At 38.9% G+C, this 24,948-nt stretch carries 21 protein-coding genes; 19 read left to right on the top strand and 2 right to left on the bottom strand.

Annotation, left to right across the window (positions count from 1 at the left end):
- The first annotated feature begins 41 nt into the window (after positions 1 to 41).
- Genes bamA through V4596_06105 form a run of 9 tightly spaced genes read left to right on the top strand, consistent with a single transcriptional unit; the run spans position 42 to position 9,476 of the window.
- Entirely contained in the window at positions 42 to 2,486 is a 2,445-nt protein-coding gene (gene bamA / locus V4596_06145; GenBank protein MES2768711.1) for an outer membrane protein assembly factor BamA, read from the top strand.
- Positions 2,487 to 2,527: 41 nt separating this feature from the next.
- On the top strand, positions 2,528 to 3,025 hold the full coding sequence (locus V4596_06140; GenBank protein ID MES2768710.1) for an OmpH family outer membrane protein: 498 nt from the start codon (positions 2,528 to 2,530) through the stop codon (positions 3,023 to 3,025).
- Positions 3,026 to 3,044: 19 nt separating this feature from the next.
- Entirely contained in the window at positions 3,045 to 3,518 is a 474-nt protein-coding gene (gene fabZ / locus V4596_06135; protein ID MES2768709.1) for a 3-hydroxyacyl-ACP dehydratase FabZ, read from the top strand.
- Positions 3,519 to 3,531: 13 nt separating this feature from the next.
- Positions 3,532 to 4,311 (top strand): acyl-ACP--UDP-N-acetylglucosamine O-acyltransferase, encoded by a 780-nt coding sequence (gene lpxA / locus V4596_06130; GenBank protein ID MES2768708.1) that lies wholly within the window; start codon positions 3,532 to 3,534, stop codon positions 4,309 to 4,311.
- On the top strand, positions 4,311 to 5,492 hold the full coding sequence (lpxB, locus tag V4596_06125; protein MES2768707.1) for a lipid-A-disaccharide synthase: 1,182 nt from the start codon (positions 4,311 to 4,313) through the stop codon (positions 5,490 to 5,492). The genes lpxA and lpxB overlap by 1 nt, the downstream gene beginning before the upstream one ends.
- Positions 5,489 to 6,475, top strand: coding sequence for a tetraacyldisaccharide 4'-kinase (gene lpxK / locus V4596_06120; GenBank protein MES2768706.1), 987 nt, complete (start codon positions 5,489 to 5,491; stop codon positions 6,473 to 6,475). Before lpxB ends, lpxK begins: the two co-directional genes overlap by 4 nt.
- On the top strand, positions 6,459 to 7,325 hold the full coding sequence (locus tag V4596_06115; GenBank protein ID MES2768705.1) for a lysophospholipid acyltransferase family protein: 867 nt from the start codon (positions 6,459 to 6,461) through the stop codon (positions 7,323 to 7,325). Before lpxK ends, V4596_06115 begins: the two co-directional genes overlap by 17 nt.
- Positions 7,326 to 8,405, top strand: a complete 1,080-nt coding sequence (locus V4596_06110; protein ID MES2768704.1) for a DUF3108 domain-containing protein — start codon at positions 7,326 to 7,328, stop codon at positions 8,403 to 8,405.
- 27 nt (positions 8,406 to 8,432) lie between these two features.
- Positions 8,433 to 9,476: a glycosyltransferase family 9 protein gene (locus V4596_06105; protein MES2768703.1), complete on the top strand. Its 1,044-nt coding sequence runs from the start codon at positions 8,433 to 8,435 to the stop codon at positions 9,474 to 9,476.
- Here the strand turns inward: V4596_06105 and V4596_06100 are convergent.
- Positions 9,473 to 10,879: a sigma-54 dependent transcriptional regulator gene (locus V4596_06100; GenBank protein ID MES2768702.1), complete on the bottom strand. Its 1,407-nt coding sequence runs from the start codon at positions 10,877 to 10,879 to the stop codon at positions 9,473 to 9,475. The genes V4596_06105 and V4596_06100 overlap by 4 nt on opposite strands.
- A 17-nt stretch (positions 10,880 to 10,896) precedes the next feature.
- Positions 10,897 to 12,768, bottom strand: a complete 1,872-nt coding sequence (locus V4596_06095; GenBank protein MES2768701.1) for an ATP-binding protein — start codon at positions 12,766 to 12,768, stop codon at positions 10,897 to 10,899.
- A 60-nt stretch (positions 12,769 to 12,828) separates the two neighbouring features.
- Here V4596_06095 and V4596_06090 point away from each other — a divergent pair, with 60 nt between their 5' ends.
- The 10 genes from V4596_06090 (at position 12,829) to V4596_06045 (ending at position 24,757) form a co-directional block, all read left to right on the top strand.
- On the top strand, positions 12,829 to 13,776 hold the full coding sequence (locus V4596_06090) for a bifunctional riboflavin kinase/FAD synthetase (protein MES2768700.1): 948 nt from the start codon (positions 12,829 to 12,831) through the stop codon (positions 13,774 to 13,776).
- Positions 13,777 to 13,805: 29 nt separating this feature from the next.
- Positions 13,806 to 14,696: a hypothetical protein gene (locus V4596_06085; protein ID MES2768699.1), complete on the top strand. Its 891-nt coding sequence runs from the start codon at positions 13,806 to 13,808 to the stop codon at positions 14,694 to 14,696.
- A gap of 138 nt (positions 14,697 to 14,834) precedes the next feature.
- The gene (pilB, locus tag V4596_06080) at positions 14,835 to 16,526 is read left to right on the top strand and encodes a type IV-A pilus assembly ATPase PilB (GenBank protein MES2768698.1); all 1,692 of its coding nucleotides are present in this window, start codon (positions 14,835 to 14,837) and stop codon (positions 16,524 to 16,526) included.
- Between the two features lie 54 nt (positions 16,527 to 16,580).
- The gene (locus V4596_06075) at positions 16,581 to 17,648 is read left to right on the top strand and encodes a PilT/PilU family type 4a pilus ATPase (protein ID MES2768697.1); all 1,068 of its coding nucleotides are present in this window, start codon (positions 16,581 to 16,583) and stop codon (positions 17,646 to 17,648) included.
- Positions 17,649 to 17,666: 18 nt separating this feature from the next.
- The gene (locus V4596_06070; GenBank protein ID MES2768696.1) at positions 17,667 to 18,884 is read left to right on the top strand and encodes a type II secretion system F family protein; all 1,218 of its coding nucleotides are present in this window, start codon (positions 17,667 to 17,669) and stop codon (positions 18,882 to 18,884) included.
- A complete protein-coding gene (locus V4596_06065; GenBank protein MES2768695.1) occupies positions 18,884 to 20,440 on the top strand; it encodes an ATP-binding protein in 1,557 nt (518 codons plus the stop codon). The genes V4596_06070 and V4596_06065 overlap by 1 nt, the downstream gene beginning before the upstream one ends.
- 47 nt (positions 20,441 to 20,487) lie before the next feature.
- On the top strand, positions 20,488 to 21,897 hold the full coding sequence (locus V4596_06060; GenBank protein ID MES2768694.1) for a sigma-54 dependent transcriptional regulator: 1,410 nt from the start codon (positions 20,488 to 20,490) through the stop codon (positions 21,895 to 21,897).
- 65 nt (positions 21,898 to 21,962) lie between these two features.
- A complete protein-coding gene (locus V4596_06055; GenBank protein ID MES2768693.1) occupies positions 21,963 to 23,123 on the top strand; it encodes an ATP-binding protein in 1,161 nt (386 codons plus the stop codon).
- Between the two features lie 219 nt (positions 23,124 to 23,342).
- Positions 23,343 to 23,945, top strand: a complete 603-nt coding sequence (locus V4596_06050) for a prepilin-type N-terminal cleavage/methylation domain-containing protein (GenBank protein MES2768692.1) — start codon at positions 23,343 to 23,345, stop codon at positions 23,943 to 23,945.
- Positions 23,946 to 24,055: 110 nt separating this feature from the next.
- On the top strand, positions 24,056 to 24,757 hold the full coding sequence (locus V4596_06045) for a hypothetical protein (protein MES2768691.1): 702 nt from the start codon (positions 24,056 to 24,058) through the stop codon (positions 24,755 to 24,757).
- Positions 24,758 to 24,948 lie beyond the last annotated feature (191 nt).

Below are 24,948 nucleotides of genomic sequence, written 5' to 3'. Positions count from 1 at the left end.
GGAGTCTAACGCTTTGAATTATAAGGGCAAATTAAAATATAATGAGACTACACAACTATTATAAAGCCACAATTATTTTCAGCATCGCTTTGTTGTCATTTTCGCTGTCACTAGCTGATTTGAGTTGGGCTCAAAACTCTGCTGCGGAATCTCCTGCTACTCCGGCAACAACCCCTCCTATTTCCAATGCTCCAGCTACAACTAAACCTACAGAAAAAGTTACGACAAAAGAGCCGACCGCAAAAAAAACGGTATCTAAAAAAACTAAAGCCGTAAAAACTCCGGTAACAAGCGGCCGTAGAATCTCAGAAATCGTTATCGTCGGAAATAAGAAGATAGAAAAAGATGCTATCTTAAACCGTTTGAAATCAAAAATCGGAGATGGATTCTCAGATGAGGTTGTCAGAGAAGACATCACCTCGATCTTTAAGCTCGGCTATTTTTATGATGTTCAAGTGGATAGACAGGATACGGGCGCGGGCATCAAGCTCACATATAAAATCGTTGAAAAACCATCCGTTGTAGAAATCATTTATCGTGGGAATGATGAGCTCGAAGAGACGGACCTTAAAGAAGCAGTAGAACTTAAGCCTTATCAAATTCTAGATATCTCGACGATTCAAAAGGCTCAAGAAAAACTAAATAAGCTTTATGAGGACAAAGGTTTTTTCTTAGCAAAGGTTTCTTACAAGTTTGAGCAAATCGGCAAAGATGAAGACCGTGTAAGACTCGTTTTTGATATCGAAGAAAATGATAAAGTAAAAGTAAAGAGAATCAACTTCATCGGCAACAGAAAACTATCTGATACTGAGCTTAAAAATATGCTTCAGACGAAGGAGCAAGGTCTTTTTAGTTTTATGAGCGGTTCTGGCGCCTATAAACAAGAAATCTTTGATCGTGACCAACAGATATTAAGCTTCTTATATTTCAACAAAGGCTACGTGCAAGTTAAGATTTCAAAACCTCAAGTGACGGTGAGCCCGGATAAAAAAGGAATCTACATTACCATTCGTATTGAAGAGGGTGAGCAATTTGATGTCGGGGATATTGAATTCCAAGGCGATCTTCTTTACACCAATATTGAGCTTTCAGAAACCATCAAGATCGATGAAGAAACTACTTTCGTAGCACAAACTCTTCAAGAAGATATCAATAAACTTCAAGCTAAGTATGGCGATCTTGGGTACGCTTACGCAAATATCATTCCGTTAACGACAGTCAGAGAAAAAGAACGTAAAGTAGATATCATTTTCAGATTCGAAAAAGGGAACAAAGTCTATTTTGGGAACTTCAACGTGGTGGGGAACTCTAGAACGCGCGATAAAGTTGTTCGTAGAGAATTAGAAGTCCTCGAAGGTGAATTGTATAACGAAACGAAGAAGAGAGAATCGCTTGCGAACATTCGTCGTTTAGGATTCTTCGATGAAATCACGCTCAATCCAAAAACTCCGGAAAACAATCCCGATGTGATGGACCTTGAGATCAACGTAACAGAGAGAAATACGGGCAGCATTCAAATCGGTGCGGGCTATAGCTCTTATTCTAAGACAACCTTTCAAGGTAACGTTCAACAATCGAATTTGTTCGGTCGTGGTCAAAGACTTGGATTTGATGTGAGATACTCGGACAAGGAATCGATCTTCAACGTGAACTTCACGGAACCACATTTCTTAGATTCGGATTGGAGCGTGGGTGGTGATTTATATAGACTTCAAAGAACAGTAACGGATGTTTACAAACAAACAAAAAAAGGTGGCGCAATTAGATTGGGTCACCCGCTTGCGCCATACTTACGTGGATTCTTAAGATATAAGAACGACGTTACAGATGTGGAATTGGATCCTTCGACAGATGCTACTATTTATCCAGTAGACACTGTGAACGGTAGAACAAGCTCTCTCACATTCACTATAGAATACGATAAGCGTGATGATAGATTGTCACCAACAGATGGTATTTACTCGAATGCTTCCGTGGAATACGCAGGCGTTGGCGGTGACAAAGAGTACACGCTGACGACGACAACATTTAGATATTATAAGAAAGTAATCTGGGATCTAGTCTGGAGAAATAATATTTCTTACGGAATCATCACTGCACCTGAGGGTCGCAAGATTCCATATACGGAATTGTTCTTACTGGGTGGTGCGAATAACTTAAGAGGTTATCAGTATTCAAGAGTAGGTAAGAGAGTTAAAGATATCAATAATAAGGATGTTCCATTTGGTGGTGAGCAACAGCTTTTCCTCAATACAGAGATCGAATTTCCATTGATTTCAGAAGCCGGCATTAAAGGTGTTGTTTTCTACGATATCGGGGATGCTCAAGACAGTTTAAATCCTGCAGATTTCTTGAGTGATTATGGTTTTGGATTTAGATGGTTCTCGCCAATTGGTCCTCTAAGATTTGAATGGGGTTTCCCAATCGATCGTAGAGATGATGATAGAGCAACCAACTTTGAATTCTCTATCGGAGCGCCTTTCTAAATAAATTTGAGTATATGATTAACTTAAAAAGGAGTATTTATATGAAAGTATTATTAGCGGTCATCGCTGTTGCACTAGTTGGTGCTAAAGCAAATGCCGATGTAAAAATCGGTTACGTAGATATGCAAAAAGCAATTCAAACAACTAAAGCTGGTCAAAAAGCAAAGAAAGACCTAGAAGCTGAGTTTGAAAAAAGAAAGAAAAGCCTTCAATCCAAAGAAGCGGATCTTAAAAAAATGGGTGAAGAGCTTGAGAAAAAAGCCATGGTTCTTTCTGAAGACGTAAGAGCTAAGAAGCAAAAAGAATTCCAAACCAGCATGATGGAATTCCAACAGACAGTGCAAAAGAATCAAAAAGAAATTCAAGATCAAGAGAGAAAACTGACAGAGCCAATTTTAAAGAAACTTCAAACAGTAATCGAAGACATGGCTAAAAAAGACAATTACACAGTGATCTTAGAAAAAAGAGAGAACGGTGTTCTTTGGGCTCAGAAAGAATTGGATATTACAGAGCAAGTCGTAAAGGCTTTTGAAAAATAATTTCTAAGGACGACTAAGGATGTTTGATATCAATAAAAAACAGCTCAGCTATAAAGATGTATTCAATACTTTACCCCACAGATTTCCATTTCTGTTGGTGGATAAAGTATTGGATTTAAAAAGAGGCGATGCTAGGGGACTTGGCGATGAAATCGTGGCGCAAAAGAACGTAACGTTCAATGAACCATATTTTCAAGGACATTTTCCTGAGATGCCGATTATGCCAGGTGTGCTTGTTATCGAATCCATGGCTCAGGCTTGCGGGATGATGGCTTATAGACCTCATCCTAGTGGCACTGCAGAAAAGTGGAAGTTCTTCATTCTAGGAATCGATGGGGCGAGATTTCGAAAACCGATTGTTCCTGGTGATGTTCTGGAATTGAAATGTAAATGTATAAAAGTAAAGAGCGTATTTTACACGTTCGACTGCAAGGTTTATTGTGATGGGGAGCTCAAGGCTGAAGCAGAAATTTTTGCGCAGATGATGCCGTAAAGGACCAAGAGCTATGTTTCACCCAACAAGTATAATTTCAAAAGAAGCAATCATTGATCCTTCGGTAACGGTGGGACCTTATTGCATTATCAATGGACAAGTAAAAATAGGTAAGAATACAATTCTCGAAAATAACGTCGTCATCGGCTGTGAATTCGGTGTTGTAGAAATCGGCGAAGGTAACCACATTTACACAGGCGCAGTCCTAGGTGGAGTTCCTCAAGATAAAAAATATAAAAACGAAAAAACAAAACTTGTTATTGGAAACAACAATCATATCAGAGAGTACACAACATTAAATCTAGGTACAGTTCAAGGTGGTGGCGTAACAAAGCTCGGAGATAGAAACCTTGTCATGGCTTATGCACACTTTGGACATGATTGCATTGTTGGAAATGACAACGTTCTTGCGAATTGCTGTCAACTTGCGGGTCACGTGACGATTCAAGATCACGTAACTATTGGCGGAATGAGTGGAGTGAGCCAATTTGCTGTAATCGGAAGCCATGCTTTCATCGCAGGCTTTAGCTCTATCAACAAAGACATTGTTCCCTACTGTATTGCTCAAGGCAATTTTGCCGTCGTAAGGGCGACAAATAAAATCGGATTAGAAAGAAAAGGCATTACAGATAAATCCATCACAGAAATCAACAAGGCCATTCGTATCATTACGAAAGGTGAGGGAACAGTAGAGGATCGCGTGAAGAGAATTGAAACTGAATGCGAGAAGTGTCTTGAAATAGATTACTTTGTAAACTTCATCAAAAAGTCAGAAAGAGGGATTGCCATCTAATGGTCCAAAAAAATGACCAGTCAAAGAAGCTAAACATCCTGATCATTGCTGCTGAGGCATCAAGTACTCACTATGCAGAAAAATTATTAAAATCCTGGAAAGATATGGGCTATGAGGTCAATGCTTTTGGTATTGGCAGTCAAAAAATGGAAGAGATGGGTTTTGAGCGTTTCGGAAAGTCCGAAGAGCTTGCAGTGATGGGAATCCAAGAGGTTTTGGGAGTTTTTGATAAAATTTGGTACGTATTTCACAAACTGATTGATGAAGCAAAAAAGAGAAAACCAGATTGTGTTTTGCTTTTAGATTATCCAGACTTCAATTTGCGTATTGCAAAGAAATTAAAAAAAGCGGGATTTAAAATATTCTACTACATCTCTCCGCAAATTTGGGCATGGAGAACGGGCCGAGTTCATTTTATTAAAAAATATATCGATAAAGTTTTGGTTCTTTTTCCATTTGAAGTGGATTTCTACAAAAAATATGGTGTTGATGTGGAGTTTGTGGGCCATCCTCTTTTGGATGATATTCGTCCTGAACTCTTCGATAAAAAATATCAAACAGATTTAAAGCAGCGCTATGGAATCAAGGCAGATCAAAAAGTTTTGGGACTAATGCCTGGAAGTCGGAACTTTGAATTGAATCATCATTTACCTGTGCAGTTAGAGGCAGCAGAGATCTTAAGACAAAAAATTCCGAATCTTTCGGTTATGCTTTTTGTGGCTCCCAATAAAACCATTGATCAAGTGAAAGAAAAAATTCCTAAACTCAGTATTCCTTTGATCTTTGTTCAAAGAGATCCTTTTGAAATGGTTTCCATGGCCGATTATGTGATCTGTGCATCGGGGACTGCAACATTGACGGTGGGTTTGATGGAAAAGCCCATGGTGATTATGTACATCATGAAGAAACTCACGGTGTTCTTTGGCCAGTTCATTATGAAGAGGCCTAAGTTTTTTGGCATGTCGAATTTGATTCCAGACAAAATGATTTCCAAAGAATTTTTTCAAGAAGAAGCTACAGGTCAAAATATCGCCGCGGAAGCGTACCGAGTTCTTTCAAATCCAGCTGTCTATGATGCGGAAGTGGCAAATCTCAAAGAACTCAAAACAAAATTAGGTTCAAAAGGCGCCAATAAAAGAGTCGCCGAGAGCGTGCTGAAGTTCTTAGGAAAAGAAATATGATGGTGTTTTATCCGCTATCTCTTTTGTATGGATTTTTTGTATACATAAGAGAAACACTCTACAAATATAAAATTTTACCTTCTTATAAAGTGAAAACGAAAGTTTTATCTGTAGGGAACCTGACATTTGGAGGCACCGGTAAAACTCCAACGGTAGATTTTCTTTTAGAAAATTTAAAGAAAGATAAAAAAATTGCGGTATTGAGTCGCGGTTATGGGCGCACAACTTCAGGATTCTTTAAGGTCAATCCAGCAGATCCAAAGGCAGCAAGTGTGTTTGGTGATGAGCCGGTACTACTTGCTAAAAATCATCCTGAAGTTCCAGTGTATGTGTGCGAGAATAGAGTTGAAGGATGCGAGCAAATAGAGAAAGAAGCAATATTTGATCTTATTATTGCAGACGATGCTTTCCAACACTTAAAACTCAAGAAAGATATCGACGTGGTGGTGATAGATGCCACGGAAAAATTTCAAAATTACAATTACCCACCCGTAGGACGAGCAAGAAATTCTTTTTCTTACTTAAAGCGAGCAGATTTTGTTTTTCTAACGAAAACTAATCTTTGCTCAACTGAAGAATTAAATAAAATCAGGGAAGTTCTAAAGAAATATCCCGTAGCAGAGTTTGAATCTCAAATCGATAGCTTTTACGATTTAAAGTCGAATCAAAAAATTCAGACTCAATTTAGAGATGTCACCTTGGTTTCAGGAATTGGAAAACCTAAAACCTTTGAAGATTTGATCAAAAAGAATTATCCAAATCTCTCAATAAAAAAACACTATGCCTTTAAAGATCATCATGCTTATAAGGAATCTGATATTTTAAGAATTAAAGCAGAGTCTGAAAATGGAATTTTACTCACCACAGAAAAAGATGCCGTAAAGCTTCAAAAGTTTTCAGAGCAACTTAACTTTTTAGTGGCGAAGTTAAAATTCGTTAACCAACGTTCAATGGATAAGTTTTTTTATGAAGTACTTCATTAATTTTATTTTGATTCCGTTGAGTGGAGTTTTTTCTGGTCTTTCAAAAAGATCGCAATTTTTTTGCGCCCAAATTCTCGGCATAATTTGGTTTGATGTTATTCGCCTGAGAAGAAAGCTTGTGATCCAGAACATTTCGGTGGCCTTTCCGGATTGGGCAATGGAAAAGAAAATTTCTGTGGGCAGACAGAGCGTTCAACACCTTTGTCTTTCTTTTTTTGAATACATGATTATCTACAATTACAAGCCAGAGATGCATTCAAAGTATTTTGATATCCATAACGAGCACATCATCCGTAACCAACTGCAAAAAGGTAAGGGCGCTCTCCTCATGACTTTGCACATGGGTGCCATTGATTTTGCTCTTGTGGGATTTACGGGTTTTGGTTACAAGGTGAATGCTACTCTTAAGCGCATTAAAGATGTGCATATCGACAAATTTGTAAATGATCTTAGAGACAAAAATGGAATCAAATTCATTGCTGATAGAAAAAATCCTTTTGATATCTTTAGGGCATTAAAGAACAACGAGGCCGTGGTTTTTGTGATGGATCAGCACATGGGAAGACCTCACGGCATTCAGGTGGATTTTTTTGGTAAAAAGGCATGGACTGCGGCCGGACTTGCAGCTTTTGCAATGAAAACGCAAATGCCCGTGATTCCTCTCTATAACTTTCGTCGAGATGACGGGAAGATTGCCATAGATGTGCTCGACCCAATTGAACTTGAAGTTAATGTAGATAGAGAGCAGAATATAAAGGTCATGACTCAAAAGTATAACGATGCCCTCGAAAAAATCATTCGCTTGCATCCGGAGCAGTGGCTGTGGGTTCACAGGAGATGGAAAGACTAGATGAACTTTTTAAATTTCTCTAAATTTACATTGGCCTCCATAGTTTCTCTTACTCTTTTGAATTCTTGTGCTTCAAAAGTTTTAGAAGTTGATAATTCAGACAATCTTTTAAAAATTGAGGACTACGATAAAACTTTGCAAGTCAAAGAAGCAGAGCAGCCCCCAGAGCCAACAACGGCACCAGTTTTAAAATCCATTGTTGAAAAAAAGCCTGAAGTCAAAAAAGACGATATGTTTGCAAAGCTGGGAACTCCAAAGCCAGTTGAACCAGAAGTCAAAAAAGAAGAGTCTAAGAAAACTGAAAAAGCTGAAAAACCTAAAAAATTAAAAAAGAAATTACCAGCGATCGAAGACAGTGAAGGTTTTGACGGGAGACGTCCCGTCGTAGATCCATTTAGACCGGGAGAGAAAGTTACAATTAAGCTTTCTTATTTCAATGTGGTCGCTGGTGATATGACGGTTGAGGTTCTTCCATTCAAGGAAGTAAATGGTAGGAAGAGCTATCATTTTAAGGTCTCTGGTAAGTCCAATAGCTTTTTTTCTAATGTTTATGCCGTAGACGATAAAGCAGAGACATTCTTAGACTATGAAACGCTACTTCCCTACAACATGGCTATCGATGTGAAAGAGACAAAACAACTTCGTACAGTGAGATCTTATTTTGACTGGAAAAAAATGAAAGCGTTCTTTTGGGAAAAGAAAATCACAAAGAAGCATGGGGTTGAGGAAAAAAACTTAGAGTGGGCTATTGAGCCTTACGCTCAGAATATATTCAGTTCTATTTTTTATTTAAGAACTTTCACTCTAACTCCTGGAAAAGTCATTCAGTTTAGAATGGCTGATAATAAAAAGAATATGGTAATTAAAGGTCATGTTTTGAGACGTGAAACGATCAAAACAGACCTGGGCGAAATCAAAACTGTAGTTGTAAAGCCTGAGCTTGCTATTGATGGCGTCTTTAAGCCCATGGGAGATGTATTTTTCTGGCTGACTGACGACGACAGAAAATTTGTAGTTCGCATAGAATCAAAAATTAAAATAGGAACAATCATAGGCTCCCTAAAAGAAATTGTTCCATAAAAAGGCAACCCGGTACCTTGGTAAAAAATGAAAATTTTAGTTATTCAGACTGCATTTTTAGGTGATGTATTGCTCTCAATACCAACGTTATTGAGATTGAAATCACTTTATCAAAATTCTGAAGTGACATTGCTTTGCCGTAAAGGTGTGGGCGAGATTTTTAGAGAACTCAAGCTTGCTGACATCGTGATAGAGCTCAATAAAAAGAACAAAGAAGAATTTTCTGAGACTTTTAAAAGTTTAAAAAAGAATTCCTACGATTTGCTGCTTTGTCCGCACGAATCTTACAGATCTGCATTTATGACGATGCAAATTAAAGCCAAAGAGAAAATTGGTTTTAAGGATTGGTGGAATCCATTTTTATTTACAAAATTTACCCAAAGAAACATGGATCTTCCAGATGCATTGAGGCAGCTGAGTTTACTCGCAGTCATTGATGCGGGTTCAAAAGCAGCCATTGCTAATTACTTAAGTAGCAAAAAGATTCCAGATATAGCTCAGATGGGATTAAGGAATAGAATCCTCGGTCATCCTAAATACAGTAACACCATTAAAAAATTCAATATTCTCAATAAAGCTATCTTCATCGCTCCAGGTTCGGTTTGGAATACGAAGAGATGGACGCCGGACGGTTTTAAAAAAGCGGCTCAGAATTTGTCTGCCAAAAATCCCATTGTTTTTATTGGCTCTCCGGACGAGAGAGATCTTTGCACAGAAATCTCAAATGAAGTTCCGGGATCCATTAATCTAGCAGGGAACACTTCACTTTTTGAGTTGCTAACACTGATGAGTACCGGAAAACTTTTGCTCTCTAATGATAGTGGATCAATGCATATGGGAAGTGTCGCAGAACTTCCTACGGTTGCAGTGTTTGGTCCAACAGTTTTGTCATTAGGTTATGAACCCTGGCAGGAAAAAGCAATTGTGGTAGAGAATAAAGAGTTAAAATGCAGACCTTGCGGAAAGCACGGTCACCAGAAATGCCCCATCGGAACTCACGAGTGCATGAAGTCCATTTCAAGCCAGGCAGTTATCGAGGCAGCGGAAAGACTGTCGCCCATCCGCGGTTAGTCAGAGAAATCTTTTACATTGATGCCGTATTTTTTAATTTTGCGAAGAAGGGTGTTCTTCGGGATGTTAGCGTGGGCCACGGTTTGATTGATTTTACCGTGGTTGGCTTTGAGGGCGCTTTCGATAAATTCTTTTTCCATTTTTTCTTTGAAAATTTCAAAATCCATTGGAGCAGAATATTCTTTATTGAAATCCACTTTCACCATAGCTTGAGATCTATCTCGCACATGTTGCGGAAGACTCGGTGACTGAATGGTCTCTGTATTTTCGATGACGAAAGCATGTTCAATCACGTTTTCAAGCTCACGGATATTTCCAGGCCATGGGTAGTTTCTTAGAATTTGTAAAGCTTGATTAGAAATCGCTCGGATTTCTCTCTTGTGTTGTCTATCAAATTTTTTGATAAAACTTTCTACAAGCTCCGGAATGTCATCAATACGTTCTCTGAGAGGTGGCAAGAAGATTGGCATAACATTCAGGCGATAGAATAAATCCTCTCTGAATGTTCCTTCTTCGATCATCTTTTCTAGGTTTCTATTCGTAGCGGCAATGATTCTAGCGTTGGTTTTGACTTCTCTGTTGCTACCGACGGGAACAAAACTTCTCTCCTGAAGAACTCTCAAGAGTTTGACTTGCATGTCAGGTCTCAGCTCTGCGATCTCATCCAAAAATATTGTTCCTTGGTTTGCCAATTGGAATTTGCCAATTTTTCTTTCACTTGCACCGGTGAAGGCACCTTTTTCATGACCGAATAATTCTGATTCCATTAAGTTTTCAGGAATAGCTCCGCAGTTGATTGCAACAAAAGGACCTTCTTTGCGAGGAGAATTGTAATGAATCGCTCTAGCCACAAGCTCTTTCCCCGTTCCATTTTCGCCGCGGACAAGAACCGTAGTGTCTACTTTGCAAAGTCTATAGATCAGATCAAAGATCTCTTTCATCTTTTGATTTCTACCTACGAATTCGCTATCGATATCATCGTCAAAAATAGGATTTGAAATCGCAAGTGTAGATACCATCTCTCTTGCATCAATTGCTTTGGTGATAACTTCTTTTAGTTTTTCAGGATGAACTGGCTTTGGAACGTAATCGTAAGCCCCGTGCTTAATAGCTTCCACCGCGTCGGCCAAGTTACTGTGTGCAGTCATTAGGAGTACAAAAATTCTTGGATCGTGTTCTTTGATGGCTTTCAGCGCTTCGATGCCATTCATCTCTGGCATTCTTACGTCCATCAGAACAATGTCCCAAGTGTCGGCTAAGATTTTGTCAAGCGCGATCTTTCCGTTCTCGGCTTCATCGAGTTCGAATTGGAACTCCGACATGTTTTCTAGAAAAGCTCGCACAGATTTTCGAAGTTCAACTTCGTCATCTACGATCAATACTTTTAATTTCAAATTTTCCATTATTTGCTCCGTAAAATTCAAATTTTTTCATTCGCAGAAAAAGGAAGAATGAATCCAATATTTGTTCCTGTTCCTTGACCAAGCTCATTTGTAGAAGTTTGGCTTTCCAAAAAAACCTTTCCTCTGTGAAGTTCTATAAAGTATTTCACCAAGTAAAGCCCAAGACCGGTTCCCTGCGTCGTGAGATTATGATTTCTTCCGCGGTAAAACTTTTCCCAAACAGAATCTAATTCTTCTTTTGGAATTCCAGCGCCGTTGTCACGAACTGAAAATCTCACGTAATCATCGGCTTCGACTGAAGAAATCTCTACGGTTCCGTCTTTTGGAGTATATTTAATAGCATTTTCTATCAAATTCGCAATCACTTCGTGAATTAGCGCTGTATCAATTTCAATAGAGAACATAGGTTCGAGTTGAACATTCAGTTTGATGTTCTTTTCAAAAGCTAAAGGCTTTAATTGTTCTACGGCCTTTTCGATGATCAGGTTGATATCGGCCGCCTCTTTTCTAATCTTAAAATCCGAAGATTCTACTCGAGTGATCTGTAAAATCGATTGAATGTATCTATAGAGATCCTGACTTGAGTTTTGAATGGTCTCAAGATCTTTATTGAAAGGGCCATTGGATTGCATGAGTCTTGTTGTAATGCCTTGGATCTTTGCAATCGGAGTTTTTAAATCATGACTGATCAGGCTGATGAAATTGTTTTTGAGTTGCTCAAGCTCAAAGAGATAGCTCTTTTCCTGCTCGAGTCTCCAAGTTTTTCTTTCGTTTTGTGCAAGTTTGAAACCAATAAAGATAATGTAGGTTCCAACAATCTGAATCAAGGCTGCAAATATGGGTGCCCATACATAGTAAGTATCAAATAGCCATGTCGAAAATCCGGCAATGATGGCGCCCAAAGAAATCAAGAATGCCAGGGCATAGTTTTGGGGATACTCAAAGATGATCAATAAAGTTAAAATTAAAATGATCGCGAGATAAAAGGCATAGAACTGAATTGGGAATTTTCTGGGAAAGCGTTCATTGTTAAAATTATCTACAACTTGCGCAAACAATTCGGATTTTGTCATAAAACCCATTGGCGTTGGGTAAAGATGTTCTTTCGAGTCTTTTGTACCAATAATTATGGTTTTCCCTCTCAAATCTTCCAATTTTATTTTTCCAGTCAGCAGATCAATGGCTTTGTAGGATGGAGTTTTCTCGGGTGCTGCCTGATAATTTATAAAATATTTTTTTGAATAGGTTTTGATGTCTCTTTTTTGATCTGAAAGTACGTAACCAAAGCTTGGAATTTCGGCAATTGAGGTTTCAAAGGTTCTAACAATACCATCCATATCAGGATAGAGGTTGATTAAACCTGTTTCACGATGTCTGGTGAAAATCGGAAATTGAATTTGTCCTTCAGAAGAAATTCTTGCGGGCCAATAAATTTTTGGATTTTCAAATAATTCAGAATTTTTTTTAGAGATCTTTACGTTTCCAAGGTTGCTACCAAAGAAAAATGTAACGCCAATTTTGTTGGGTTCGTACTCTAGAATTTTTCTTAGGAGGTGAGCCCAGAGTTCTTCATCCCAATAGTAATTATCGGTGAGAGTTTCGTTCACGTAAAGGGAGCGTAAAGATTCGAAAGTGTCGACCTGGACATTCCTTAATTTTTTCCAATCCATTTCGTTGATCAAGATTAACGCGATGTCATTGGGCTTGGAGACATTTCCGCGAACTTGGAATCTATAATCAAAGTTTGAACCGTAGTCCGTCCATAGAAAAGCTAAGCCAATCGCCCAGCAAAGGAGTGCCCTTAACCAAAAGGCTCTTGCGCCCCATGCCCACTTTAGGTAAGTGGTGAGGAAATGCTCGATTTTCTTTAGTATTTTGATAATAGACACTAGGCGTAATGATATACTATCTTATATGATTTAAATCAATGGTTCTATCAATGGAGTTTTATGGAAGTCGCACACGGAATTGCAAGGCTTAAGGCACAGGTTACCAAGTCAGTCGTTACCATTGGGAATTTTGATGGGCTTCATTTTGGCCATCGTGAAATTATTTCAAAGGCCACGAGTAAAGCGCGTGAGTTGAAAGCGCAATCTGTAGTCGTAACTTTCAATCCTCATCCGCGCAGAATTCTTAGACCCGAACTCCACCACGTGCAACTTTTTGAGCACAAAGATCAAGAAAGGGAACTCGCAAAAATGGGCGTGAACCTTTTGATATTGGAACCTTTTTCTAGAGATCTTTCGCAACTCACACCAGAAAAATTTTTAAGCGATTATATCATTAAACCTCTTTCACCAATTGCCTTGGTGGTGGGATATGATTTTGCTTTTGGTGCAAATAGACAGGGAACACTTTCGATCTTAGAAAGACTCTGTGAGATGCATGGACTGGATTTGGAAATTGTTCATCCAGTCAAAATGGATGGCCTTGTTATTTCGAGTTCAGAAATTAGAAAGTCGATCAAAGAAGGTCATGTCGATGTGGCTCGCAAAATGTTAGGCAGATCTTTTTATGTTTCAGGATTAGTGGAAAAAGGAGATCAGAGAGGGAGACTCCTGGGATTTCCAACGGCAAATTTATCTACGAAGGCCGAAGTCTTTCCAAAGGCTGGAGTTTATGCGACCTACACAAGTGTGAGAGGTGAAATCTATAAGTCAGTGACGAACGTGGGCTACAATCCTACTTTTGTGGACAGTGATGGGAAAAATAGACCTTTAAAAGTTGAAACTCATATCCTGAATTTCAACAAAGATATTTATGGTGAAGAGATCGAAATTTATTTTGAACAATTCATCCGTGCAGAAATCAAATTTCCAAACATTGATGCACTCAAGGCACAAATCAAACACGATATAGCAACAACATTAGATTTCTTAGAACCAATGAATTGCTAAAGCGACAGCGCACCTAAAAAGGGGAAAAGATGGAAGAATTGAAATGGTGTGAAATTGGTCCTTTAAAAACTCCAAGGTTGGAAGTTTTGAGCCAATATCTCAATTCTAAAGGAATTCAAAATCAATTCACTTTTATCGAGGCCACAGATGCTAACCTCAAAGAAAAAATCGCGGAGGCCACAGCTCAAAAACTCTCCATAAGGTTTCATCCGAAAAATATTGATCAAGTTTCTTTGAATATTAAAAATAATCTAAGAGAATTAGAAAATCTAAAAGCCGTCGACAGTCTTATGTTTGATGAAAAAAAAGGCTACTGGCCAGAAATTTTGTTTAGAGATTCTCTTTTTGAATTCCTCACTCACACCGTAAAAAATCTCGATGTCATGGATAAAGGTTTTGTTATAGGGACTTGTGGTTTGGCGAGAGCCTCCATTGCAGCTTTGATAAAACTTGGATTCTCAAAAATCAACATCACCAGCAAGGATGATGAAAGTGCGCTAAATTTAATCAAAGATTTTAAGGAAATTTTTTATAATGTTCAATTTGAATACACCAAAAGAGTAGATGTAACTATCCTTCCGGGAACCCACGGACTGGTGATCAATACTTTTTCGGTTTTGGACTCTGAAGATTTTCCGAATGAAATTTACTATTTTAATTTTTTAAAAAAAGGTGGCTTGGTTATCGACCTCGTTGATGTGCCGCCAGAGACTCCGTTCTTGAGAATCGCGCAAGACATTGGGGCGAGAGTCGTGCGCGGTTATGAGGCCTTTGGCTTTTATGATCTGAATTGGGTACTTAAGGTGACTGGACTAAAGACTGATTTTGATGAGTACAAGCAGCTTTTGAAAACCAATTTGGATCAAGTCGCATATGACAAAAATAAAATTCAAACCATTCTCGATGAATTCCAAATGTAACCCAAAAAAAATTCCGGCTCTCTATATATACAATCTGGACGTCAGCCTAGTTACAAAAATCGTCACACCACTGTAATCTATTGATATGACCCAAAAAAGATAACTTTTTAGGTCTTTAGAGAATTGGGTGGGGGACACTTGGCAAAGGGACTTGGTGAACTTTTAGTTAATGAAAATTTGATCGGCATCGATCAATTGGAAAAAGCTAAGAAAGAACAAAAGAGTAACGGCGGAAGACTTTCGTCTTCACTGGTTAAGCTTGGATACATCGATGACAAACAGCTCGCAGATTTTTTGGCGAGACAGTACAACATTCCTTCTGTTGATCTTGATGCATTCCAAATTGATCCCGACGCCATTAAACTTGTTCCAAAAAAGATTTGCGAAAAATACAAAGTCATTCCGGTAAACAAATCTGGAGACACTCTCGTATTGGCCATGGCAGATCCTAGCAACGTGTACATCAAAGACGACTTATTCCATATCACTAGATGCAAAATCACAGCAGTGGTTGCACCAGAGCACTCTATTGAATTGGCCATCGATCGGTATTACAGTTCAAAAACAAAATTTGAATCCATCATGACCGACATGGAAAAAGAAACAACTTCGGTAGATATCGAAGTGGGAACAAAATCCGTAATTATCGACGGGGATGCGGATGAGTCTCCGGTTGTGAAATTTGTAAACGTAATTTTAGCCGAAGCCGTAAAAAGAAAAGCCTCAGATATTCACATTGAACCTTACGAAAAAAACTTCAGAGTCAGAATGAGAATCGATGGATCTCTCTATGAGCAAATCCAACCACCGTCAGGGATGGCCGGTGCGATTGCTTCTCGTATCAAGGTGATGAGTAAGCTTGATATTTCGGAAAAAAGACGTCCGCAAGATGGTCGTTTAAAAATCAAAACTAAAGACAATAAAGAAGTCGATTTTCGGGTGAGCATTCTACCTACACTCTTCGGTGAAAAAGTGGTGATGAGGATTTTAGATAAATCCAACCTTCAGCTCGATCTTAAAAAATTAGGATTTGAGGATGATGATTTGGTCAAATTCCAAAAAGCACTTTACCAACCCAACGGAATTCTTTTGATCACGGGTCCAACGGGTTCAGGTAAGACCACAACAATTTATTCTGCTCTTGCCGAATTGAATCAACCGGACGTAAATATTTCTACAGCCGAAGACCCGGTGGAATTCAACTTGGAAGGTATCAACCAAGTTCAAATGAACAAAGATATTGATTTAACATTTGCAACCACATTGAGATCTTTCCTTCGTCAAGACCCGGATATCATTATGGTGGGGGAGATTCGTGACTACGAAACAGCAGAGATAGCCTTCAAGGCCGCGCTTACGGGTCACTTGGTGGTCAGCACTCTACACACCAACGATGCTCCTGCTACCATCAACCGTTTGATCAATATGGGAATCGAACCTTTTCTGGTCACATCGGCGGTGAATCTTGTCGTTGCACAAAGACTCGTGAAAAAGATTTGTACGTATTGCAAAAATTCAATTCACGTCGATAACCAAGCACTTTTGGATATGGGATTCAGAGAGGACGAGCTTGGAACTTTCCAAGTGATGAAGGGTGATGGATGCGAGCGCTGTAACGAAACCGGTTACTCGGGTCGTATTTCGATCTATGAAATTTTGCAATTCAATGATGAATTAAAATCTTTAATCTTCAAAAAAGTAGATCCGTTACTTTTAAAAGAATGCGCCATTAGAAACGGAATGAAATCATTGAGGAGAGCCGCACTGAATAAAGTTAAAGCTGGAATTACAACAATTGATGAGGTCTTGGGAGTAACTGCCAAGGACTAAACGGAAAACTTGAACAGCAGTGGCGTCCACAAGGCGCCCAGAAGTAGAGCTAACATGAAGAGCATAAAAGAACTATTGGAAATGGTCGTAAAAGACAACGCAACAGACTTGCACATTGTGGCAGGTTCGCCTCCGATGGTGAGAATCAATGGAAATTTATTTCAGAGATCTTCAGAGCCATTAACTCCACAGCAAGCGAGTAACATTTGTCTCTCGCTGATGACTGAAAAACATAGAAAGTTATTCGAAAATAGAAACGAAGTGGATTTTGGTTTTGGTGTGACGGGACTGGGCCGTTTCCGTGTGAACGTTTTTAGACAGCGTGGTGTGGTTTCGGCTGCGGTGAGAAGAATTCCAGAGGAGATTCCGCATTTCTCAAAGCTAGGATTACCCAATATCATTCAAGAGATTACCAATAAGGCAAACGGATTGATTTTGGTTACGGGCGCAACAGGTTCTGGTAAGTCGACAACGATTGCATCACTTCTGGATAAAGTGAACGAAGAAAAACAATCGCACATTGTCACCATCGAAGATCCTATCGAATATGTTCACAATCACAAAAAGTGTATCGTAAACCAAAGAGAAGTGGGTTTGGATACAGAAAATTTTGAAACCGCTATGAAGTATGTTCTTCGTCAAGATCCTGATTACTGTCTAGTGGGTGAGATGAGAGATCGAGAAACTGCCGAGATGGCGTTGAAGGTTTCAGAGACGGGTCACTTGGTGTTTGCGACTCTTCATACGAATTCTGCGCCCGATACCATCAGTCGTATCGTGGCGATGTTTGATGAAGGCCGAAGAGAAATCACGCTGAACCAATTGAGTTCCGTCTTGCAATGTATTCTCAGTCAGCAATTGCTTCCGGGCCTAGATGGAAAATTGGTTTTGGCTTATGAATTATTGATTCCAACTTCCGGTATTAAAGCTTTGATTCGTGAAGGGAAGTATTATCAACTTCACGGGATGATGCAAGTGGGGCAAGCAACCTCCGGCATGATTACCATGAATCAATGTCTGATGAATTTAATGATTCGTCGTAAAATTGATATGAAAGTGGGATTTGAAGCGAGTCCTGATCCTGATGACTTAAACAACATGCTAAGAAAAGCTGGGCTATAGGCTCTTTAGGAAGGTTCAGTGCCAAAATACGTGTATCAGGCAAAATCTGTAGATGGCAGAATTACGAGAGGCTCAATCGAAGCAGCCTCCGATACAGAAGCACGTATTAAGTTAAGAGCTCAACGTCTGATTCCTACCAAGATGAGCATGGCAAACAGTAAAAAAAATTACTTTAGTGGATTAGATAATCTAAAAACCAGAGTGAGCGGCAAGGACCTTCAAATTTTTACCAGACAATTTGCTACGCTGGTCAACTCCGGGATTCCCATTGTTCAGAGCTTAGAAATTCTATCCAATTCCACGAGCAATGTTTATTTGGGAGCCAGCTTAAAAAAAATCAAAGAAGACATCGAAGGTGGTAAAAAACTTGGAGATTCCATAGCTCAGCATTCGAGAATATTCGATAAGCTTTACGTGAACTTACTCAAAGCCGGCGAAGAATCCGGTTCTCTTGATGTTATTTTAGAAAGACTTGCAGCCTACATTGAAAAATCAATAAAAATTAGAGGTAAGGTCACGGGAGCTCTTTTTTATCCAGCAGGGATTTTGGGCGTCGCTGCGCTGGTGATTTATGTGATTTTAGCGTTTGTTATTCCTAAATTTGAAGAATTATTTAAAAGTTCTGGCCAAGACATTCCATGGCTTACTCAACAGGTCGTAAACCTCAGTCACTTTTTGGTGGATTACTGGTATCTCGTTTTTGGTACGTTGTTTGGAACAATTTATTCTTTCTTTGTTTATTATCGCTCGGAAAAGGGACGCGCAACTTGTGATGCGATTTTTATTCGCATGCCACTGGTAGGTTCTCTTATCCAAAAAAATGCCATTGCTAGATTTACCAGAACTTTTTCTACAATGATTTCTTGTGGTGTTCCTATTTTGGATGGTTTGGATATTTCCGCAAAAGTTGTGGGCAATGCCGTTCTTGAAGCCACATTCTTGAGAGCCAAAGAAGTTATTGCCCAAGGTAAAAGTATTGTTATTCCTCTAGCTCAAGATCCTTTTGTTCCGGATATGATGGTGCAAATGATTGGTGTGGGAGAGCAAACCGGTGCCCTCGATACAATGCTGGGTAAGATTGCAGATTTCTACGAGGAAGAAGTGGATTATGCGGTAACGGCTTTAACAAGTATGATTGAGCCAGTCATGATGGTTGTGCTTGGTGGTATCATCGCGGTCATCGTGGTTGCGATGTATCTTCCGATCTTCAATCTTGCTGGCGCGGCGGGGGCATAATGATTAGCTTGCCTCAACTTTCAAGATTAGCATTGTACTTTTTCCTTTTGGTATTCACGGTTATTTACCAACTGAGATATCCGTTATTTATTAATTTTGATTTTTTAATACCACTTTATTGTTTGTTGTCTTTGGCTCTTATGGTGAGTGCGATTTTTTTATACATCGGAGTGGACAAGGAAAAACTAAATGAGAAGGCCCTCAGGGTTCTGCTCCCACTCGATGCGGTGATCATTTCTTTGATTCTTTATAAAACCAGTTTACAAAATTCTCTTTATTTATTTTTCTATTTATATTTAATTTTTATAACGGCTTTGTCTTTCCAATTGAGAGGCGCCCTTACTATTTCTGTGTTCTGCGCGTTCTTATTTAGTGCGGTGTTGTTTGTAGACACATCTATGGGAAGTAATTCTAAAATTTTTATGTTTCTGATGAACAACTTGGCGTTCTTTGTGGTGGCCTTGCTAAGTGGTGGTTTAGCGACGCAATTGAAGGCTAAAGAAAAAGATCTTAAAGAGTTAAAAAATATCAATAACTTGATTGTGGACAATATAAAAACAGGTTTAATGACTTTAGATCAAAACTTTACGGTGATTCAATCCAACCAAGCCCTCAAGGATATCTTGGGCCACGATATATTAGGTAAAAGCATAGATACAAAGTTTGATATTCATTCCGTGGTGGATCTGCATTCATTGAAAGAGGATCTTTCAAAAAAACAAGTGATCACAAAAGAAATCCAATACGATATCGGTGATGACCGAAGGCACTTGGAGATTCTAATTTCAAGATTAAATTTGGCAGAGTTAGAGGCGGGTTACTTGCTTCTCATCCAAGACGTCACTGAAAGAAGAAAAATCGAAGACCGCCTAAAGAACCAAGAAAAATTAGCAGCCGTCGGCCAATTGGCAGCGGGTATCGCTCATGAGATCAGAAATCCTTTAGCAAGCATGAGCGGCAGTGTACAATTGCTCGCTACGAGTTTTGAACAGATCGACGATGAACAAAAAAAGCTTATCGCCATTACTTTAAAAGAAACGGATCGCCTCAATAACCTGATCTCAGAATTTTTAGAGTTCGTGAGACCCAACCTTCCTATGGACGATAAGGTCGATATTTCGAAGCTTGTGAAGGATTGCTTAGAACTCTTGCAGCTGAATAAGGCCATAGTGACGCCTCTACTAGACCTTAACATTCAATCTACAAAGCCCATTCAAGCTAATCGTGACAAACTAAAACAAGTGTTTTTAAATATAATGATAAACGCTTGTCACGCGATGGAAAAAGTAGAATCTCCACAACTTAAGGTATCAGTGGAATTGAAAGAAAATTTTATTGAGGTGAGAATAAAAGACAACGGCGTAGGGATGGAAGAAAAGATTCGAATAAAAATGTTTGAGCCATTCTTTACAACAAAACCCAGAGGAACAGGATTGGGTTTGGCGATTGTGCATAAGATTTTAGAATCTCACAATGCGCAAGTGGATGTAGAATCCAAAGTGAGCCAAAACGGAAATGACGGCGGAACAGAATTTATTATAAGATTTAAACTTTAGCTGTAGCGAGAAATCGCTACCAAATTTGAAGCACGGGAGTCATAGATATGAAACCTAGAATATTAGCAGTAGATGACGAAGAGTCTATAAGAGAATTTCTTGAGATCATGCTCAAGAAAGAAGGCTATGAAGTAACTACTGCAGAGGACGGAGCAAAAGCAATTGAGCTTCTAAAAAAGAAATCCTTCGACATGGTCATTTCAGATATGCAAATGCCCAATGTGACAGGGATGGAATTACTGAAGCACGTAAAGGACAACTATCCTGACCTCGTATTCATGATCATCACGGCTTTCGGAACTACAGAGAGCGCTGTTGAGGCGATGAAGCTCGGAGCCTATGACTACATCACAAAGCCCTTCAAAATTGATGAAGTTAGAATTGTTATTAGTAACGCTCTAAGATCTAAAAACTTAGAGGTAGAAAACAGAACTTTAAAAAAAGAAATGCAGAAAGAATATTCCTTCCAGAGTTTGGTAGGGAATTCCGAAAAAATGCATCACATCTATGAATTGATCAAGCGTGTATCACAAACTCCAACAAACGTTTTGATCACGGGGGAAAGTGGTACGGGTAAAGAGATGGTCGCCAAGGCCATTCACGTGAACGGTCCACTGAAGAACAAACCTTTTGTGACGATCAACTGCGGAGCGATACCTGAGAACTTAATGGAATCCGAAATGTTCGGTCACAAAAAAGGATCCTTCACGGGAGCGATTCAAGATAAGGTAGGTTTATTTGAAGTTGCCGATGGTGGAACGCTGTTCTTGGATGAGGTGGGTGAGTTGCCGCTGACCATTCAGGTAAAACTTTTGAGAGCGATTCAGGAAAGAGTGATCAGACGTGTGGGGGCTACTGATGATCAAAAGATCGAGGTGAGAATCATCGCCGCGACAAATAGAGATTTAGAGGACATGATCAAAATCGGCGCCTTCAGAGAAGATCTTTATTATAGATTGAATGTTATTTTACTCCGCGTACCTCCTTTGAGAGAGAGAACGGATGACGTTACGTTGCTCGCAAAGCACTTCTTGCAAAAGTACTCGACACGTTTTGGAAAACCGGTGAGCGGAATTTCAGATGAGGCAATGAAGGTTTTAAAAAAATACGATTACCCAGGTAACGTAAGAGAATTAGAAAACATCATTGAGAGAACGGTTGCTCTAGAAGCAGGTTCAACGATCTTGCCCGAGAGCTTGCCACCATTTGTGAACACACCATCAGGAAGAAAATTAGCATCCAGCTACGAGATCGAAATCAGCGATGAAGGTATTGAGTTAGAAAAAATCATCGGCCAAATGGAAAAAGAATTATTGGTAAAGGCCATTCACAAGGCGAACGGCGTAAAGAAAAAAGCCTCGAAGCTCCTTGGAATTACGTTTAGATCGATGAGATATCGATGTGATAAGTATGGGTTAAGTGCTCCAGGTGACGAAGAAGCTGCGGACGATGAGTGATAAGGATTTTACAATTTGTTAAATGTACTTTACAAATTGTAAAAAATGACCTAACATATTGATATATGAACGAAAATAGGTACCTGAAAAGCGTTATTTCATCCCGACTTGCTGAAAAAGCTCCGTTAATTCAAGTTGTTATCGGCCCAAGGCAGATAGGCAAAACAACGGCTTTAAAGGCTTCATTGAAGGCCGATGCAATTTATGAATCTGCCGATTCTCCAACTCCCATGAATGCAACTGTCATTGAGGAGTGGTGGGAGAAGGCGAATAAAACAAAATCAAAAATTCTAGCCATAGATGAGATTCAGAAAATCTTTAACTGGAGCGAGGTTTTAAAAAAACTCTGGGATCGAGACAAATACCAACTCAAAGTTATCGTCACAGGTTCATCAGCTTTGCTTATGGAAAAAGGTTTGAAGGAAACTTTGGCCGGCCGCTTCGAATTAATTCGCGCGGAACATTGGAATTATCAAGAAGCTAATAAAGTATTTGATATGTCGTTGAAAGACTACGTTGAGTATGGCTGTTATCCGGGGTCGATGAAATTTATTTCTGATGTAGAGAGATGGGGTTCGTACGTTAGAGATTCTATTATAGAGCCTGCTATTGGTAGAGATCTTTTGCAATTGCATCCGGTCGATCAGCCAGCATTGCTGAGACAGGTTTTTAGAGTTGCCGTGGGGCACCCTTCTGAGATTATCAGTTTAACAAAGTTGCAAGGTCAGCTCGAGGGTAAGGGCAGCGTTGTAACGCTTCAGCACTATTTAAAACTTTTAGAGGATGCGTTCTTGGTTACAGGCATTCAAAAGTATTCTACTAAAATCTTACGTACAAAGAAAACACCTCCCAAAATTATCGTTCATGATAATGCATTGATGAGATGTTTTGAGAGGCCAATCACAGAAAGAATTTCTAGTGAGAAATTTGGGCGATATTTTGAGAATACGATTGGTGCACGGCTTATTGAAGCAGGGTGGGAACTTTATTATTGGAAAGACAGAGATAAAGAAGTGGATTTTGTAGCTCTTGGGCCTGGCGGTGAGAAGTATGCCATTGAGGTCAAGTCTGCGAAGACAAAAATTTCCGATTTGAAATCTTTGATTGATTTTTGTAAAACCACTCCGTCATTTGAACCTTGTTTGATTTCTATGGATAATCAAAAAATTGATGGAATCAAAACTCTAGATGTGGAACAAGTTCTTTTTTGCCACAGAAAATATTAAATAAATTCTGTATCATTATGAAACATAAAAAAGCCAGACGAAGGTCTGGTCTTAATATGGTGCGAATCAACTTAGGACCCATTTAAAATTCAATTGCGGAAAACCAATAGTGTCTCTAGAATTAAGATATTGTTAAGGAAAAAAATATTTTAGCTCTTGAATTAACGAGAGCTTCAGGCTGTTTTACAAAAAAACAACAAATAACAAGGAGAACGTCACATGAAAAAGTCAAACCAAAGTGGTTTCTCGCTAATCGAACTAATGATCGTCGTCGCGATCATCGGTATCTTAGCGGCAATTGCAATCCCGAACTATCAATCTTTCCAAAGGAAGTCGAGACAGAGTGAAGCAAGATCAATTTTGGGCGCTTATTACCAATCATCTTCATCTTCATCTTCAGAGTTCAATGGCCATTTAGGAAATTTCGTTGCCATCGGATTTAGACCAACTGGTAGATTAACTTATAGAATAACAGCTGCAGATAATGCATTAGCTGTATATCAAGGAGCTCAGTTAGTTAACTTTAACAACGTTCCAAATGCAGATGCTTGTATTACAACCAACGTTGCAATAGCTGCTTGCGGTGGTGTTAACGGATTTGGTAATAAACCTCTTGAAACAGGTAACGATACAACTGGTGGCTGGTTTGAAAATGCTACATTTGTGGCTGCTCCTGTTGGATGTGCTGCTGCTAACTCAAGCACAGCTGGTGCAACGAGTTCTTACACAACATGTGCTTCGGCGGACATTGGTGGTCAAGCAGTAGATACTTGGTCTATTACTCAAAACAAACAATTATTAAACGATACTTCTGGTATCTAATATCTTTAAGATATGAAATAAATAAAAAGCCCATCTTCTCATAGATGGGCTTTTTATTTTTTAAGTACCTTTCTTTGACATTAACTTTATAAAAAGATCATAATAAAAATATGAGAGGCGCTTTTCTTATATTTTTAGGAATAATCTTTATTATTATTGGTAATGGATTTCAGGTAGAACGAAAAGCTGGATTTAAAATATATCCAATAAAAATAGTACAGAGTTTTCATTTTGGTCATAAGAATACTATGGCAGATACTTTTTGGCTTAATACTATTCAGAATATGGATTATTGTGAAAATGAAAATATGGAGCGATCTTATAATCCTGGAATCGGAGTTGATGAGGCGTTATCTGCTAAATTAAAACCATCGCGCTGTCACAAGGGATGGGTTTTTCAGATGATGGATTTTATTACGGATATTTCACCAAGATTTGAAGCGGTATATGAAGTTGGGGCAACAGTTTTAAGTGTAGTTGTTGACGATAGAGAAGGTGCTAAAATTATTTATGATAAAGGCCTAGAGCAATTCCCCAATAATTGGATCTTAAATTATCGAGCGTCTTATCACTATCTCATGGAATTACAGAAGCCAGGACGGGCAGCAGACCTACTTATGGCAGCTTATAAGAATGGAGGTCCTGACTTTCTTCCCACTCTTGCATCAAGGTTATGGTCCCGAGTCGGTAGAGCAACTCTAGGCTATACTACGCTCAAATCATTTATAGAAAACAATCCAGATAGTCCTCATATAAGTCGCGCAAAAACTCGCCTCGAAGAATTAAAAAAAGAACTTAATATTAAAGAGTAAAACTAAAGCTAAATTTATCAAAAAATACATAATTATTTTGATGTGTTTACTATTTAAACAATAAATGCATCATGTTCGTCTTGCGTTAAAGATATTTCTCACGACTTTCAACTAAATTTGTTTATTTTAATTTTTATAAATTCAATAAAAGTAAGCTTTGTCCGTTAAATAAACGGATTCATATTTTTGAT

This window comes from Bdellovibrionota bacterium (genome assembly GCA_040386775.1).
Taxonomy (GTDB): domain Bacteria; phylum Bdellovibrionota; class Bdellovibrionia; order Bdellovibrionales; family JAEYZS01; genus JAEYZS01.
Note: the sequence above shows the minus strand (reverse complement) of the source record. Positions and strands in the feature narration are given on the sequence as shown.

Coding starts and splice junctions, on each gene's coding strand:
- V4596_06050 (MES2768692.1), top strand. CDS start 23,343: ATGAAAAAGTCAAACCAAAGTGGTTTCTCGCTAATCGAACTAATGATC.
- lpxK (MES2768706.1), top strand. CDS start 5,489: ATGATGGTGTTTTATCCGCTATCTCTTTTGTATGGATTTTTTGTATAC.
- V4596_06115 (MES2768705.1), top strand. CDS start 6,459: ATGAAGTACTTCATTAATTTTATTTTGATTCCGTTGAGTGGAGTTTTT.
- fabZ (MES2768709.1), top strand. CDS start 3,045: ATGTTTGATATCAATAAAAAACAGCTCAGCTATAAAGATGTATTCAAT.
- V4596_06100 (MES2768702.1), bottom strand. CDS start 10,879: ATGGAAAATTTGAAATTAAAAGTATTGATCGTAGATGACGAAGTTGAA.
- V4596_06110 (MES2768704.1), top strand. CDS start 7,326: ATGAACTTTTTAAATTTCTCTAAATTTACATTGGCCTCCATAGTTTCT.
- V4596_06075 (MES2768697.1), top strand. CDS start 16,581: ATGAAGAGCATAAAAGAACTATTGGAAATGGTCGTAAAAGACAACGCA.
- V4596_06055 (MES2768693.1), top strand. CDS start 21,963: ATGAACGAAAATAGGTACCTGAAAAGCGTTATTTCATCCCGACTTGCT.
- V4596_06105 (MES2768703.1), top strand. CDS start 8,433: ATGAAAATTTTAGTTATTCAGACTGCATTTTTAGGTGATGTATTGCTC.
- V4596_06060 (MES2768694.1), top strand. CDS start 20,488: ATGAAACCTAGAATATTAGCAGTAGATGACGAAGAGTCTATAAGAGAA.
- V4596_06140 (MES2768710.1), top strand. CDS start 2,528: ATGAAAGTATTATTAGCGGTCATCGCTGTTGCACTAGTTGGTGCTAAA.
- V4596_06045 (MES2768691.1), top strand. CDS start 24,056: ATGAGAGGCGCTTTTCTTATATTTTTAGGAATAATCTTTATTATTATT.
- V4596_06090 (MES2768700.1), top strand. CDS start 12,829: ATGGAAGTCGCACACGGAATTGCAAGGCTTAAGGCACAGGTTACCAAG.
- lpxB (MES2768707.1), top strand. CDS start 4,311: ATGGTCCAAAAAAATGACCAGTCAAAGAAGCTAAACATCCTGATCATT.
- V4596_06065 (MES2768695.1), top strand. CDS start 18,884: ATGATTAGCTTGCCTCAACTTTCAAGATTAGCATTGTACTTTTTCCTT.
- lpxA (MES2768708.1), top strand. CDS start 3,532: ATGTTTCACCCAACAAGTATAATTTCAAAAGAAGCAATCATTGATCCT.
- bamA (MES2768711.1), top strand. CDS start 42: ATGAGACTACACAACTATTATAAAGCCACAATTATTTTCAGCATCGCT.
- V4596_06085 (MES2768699.1), top strand. CDS start 13,806: ATGGAAGAATTGAAATGGTGTGAAATTGGTCCTTTAAAAACTCCAAGG.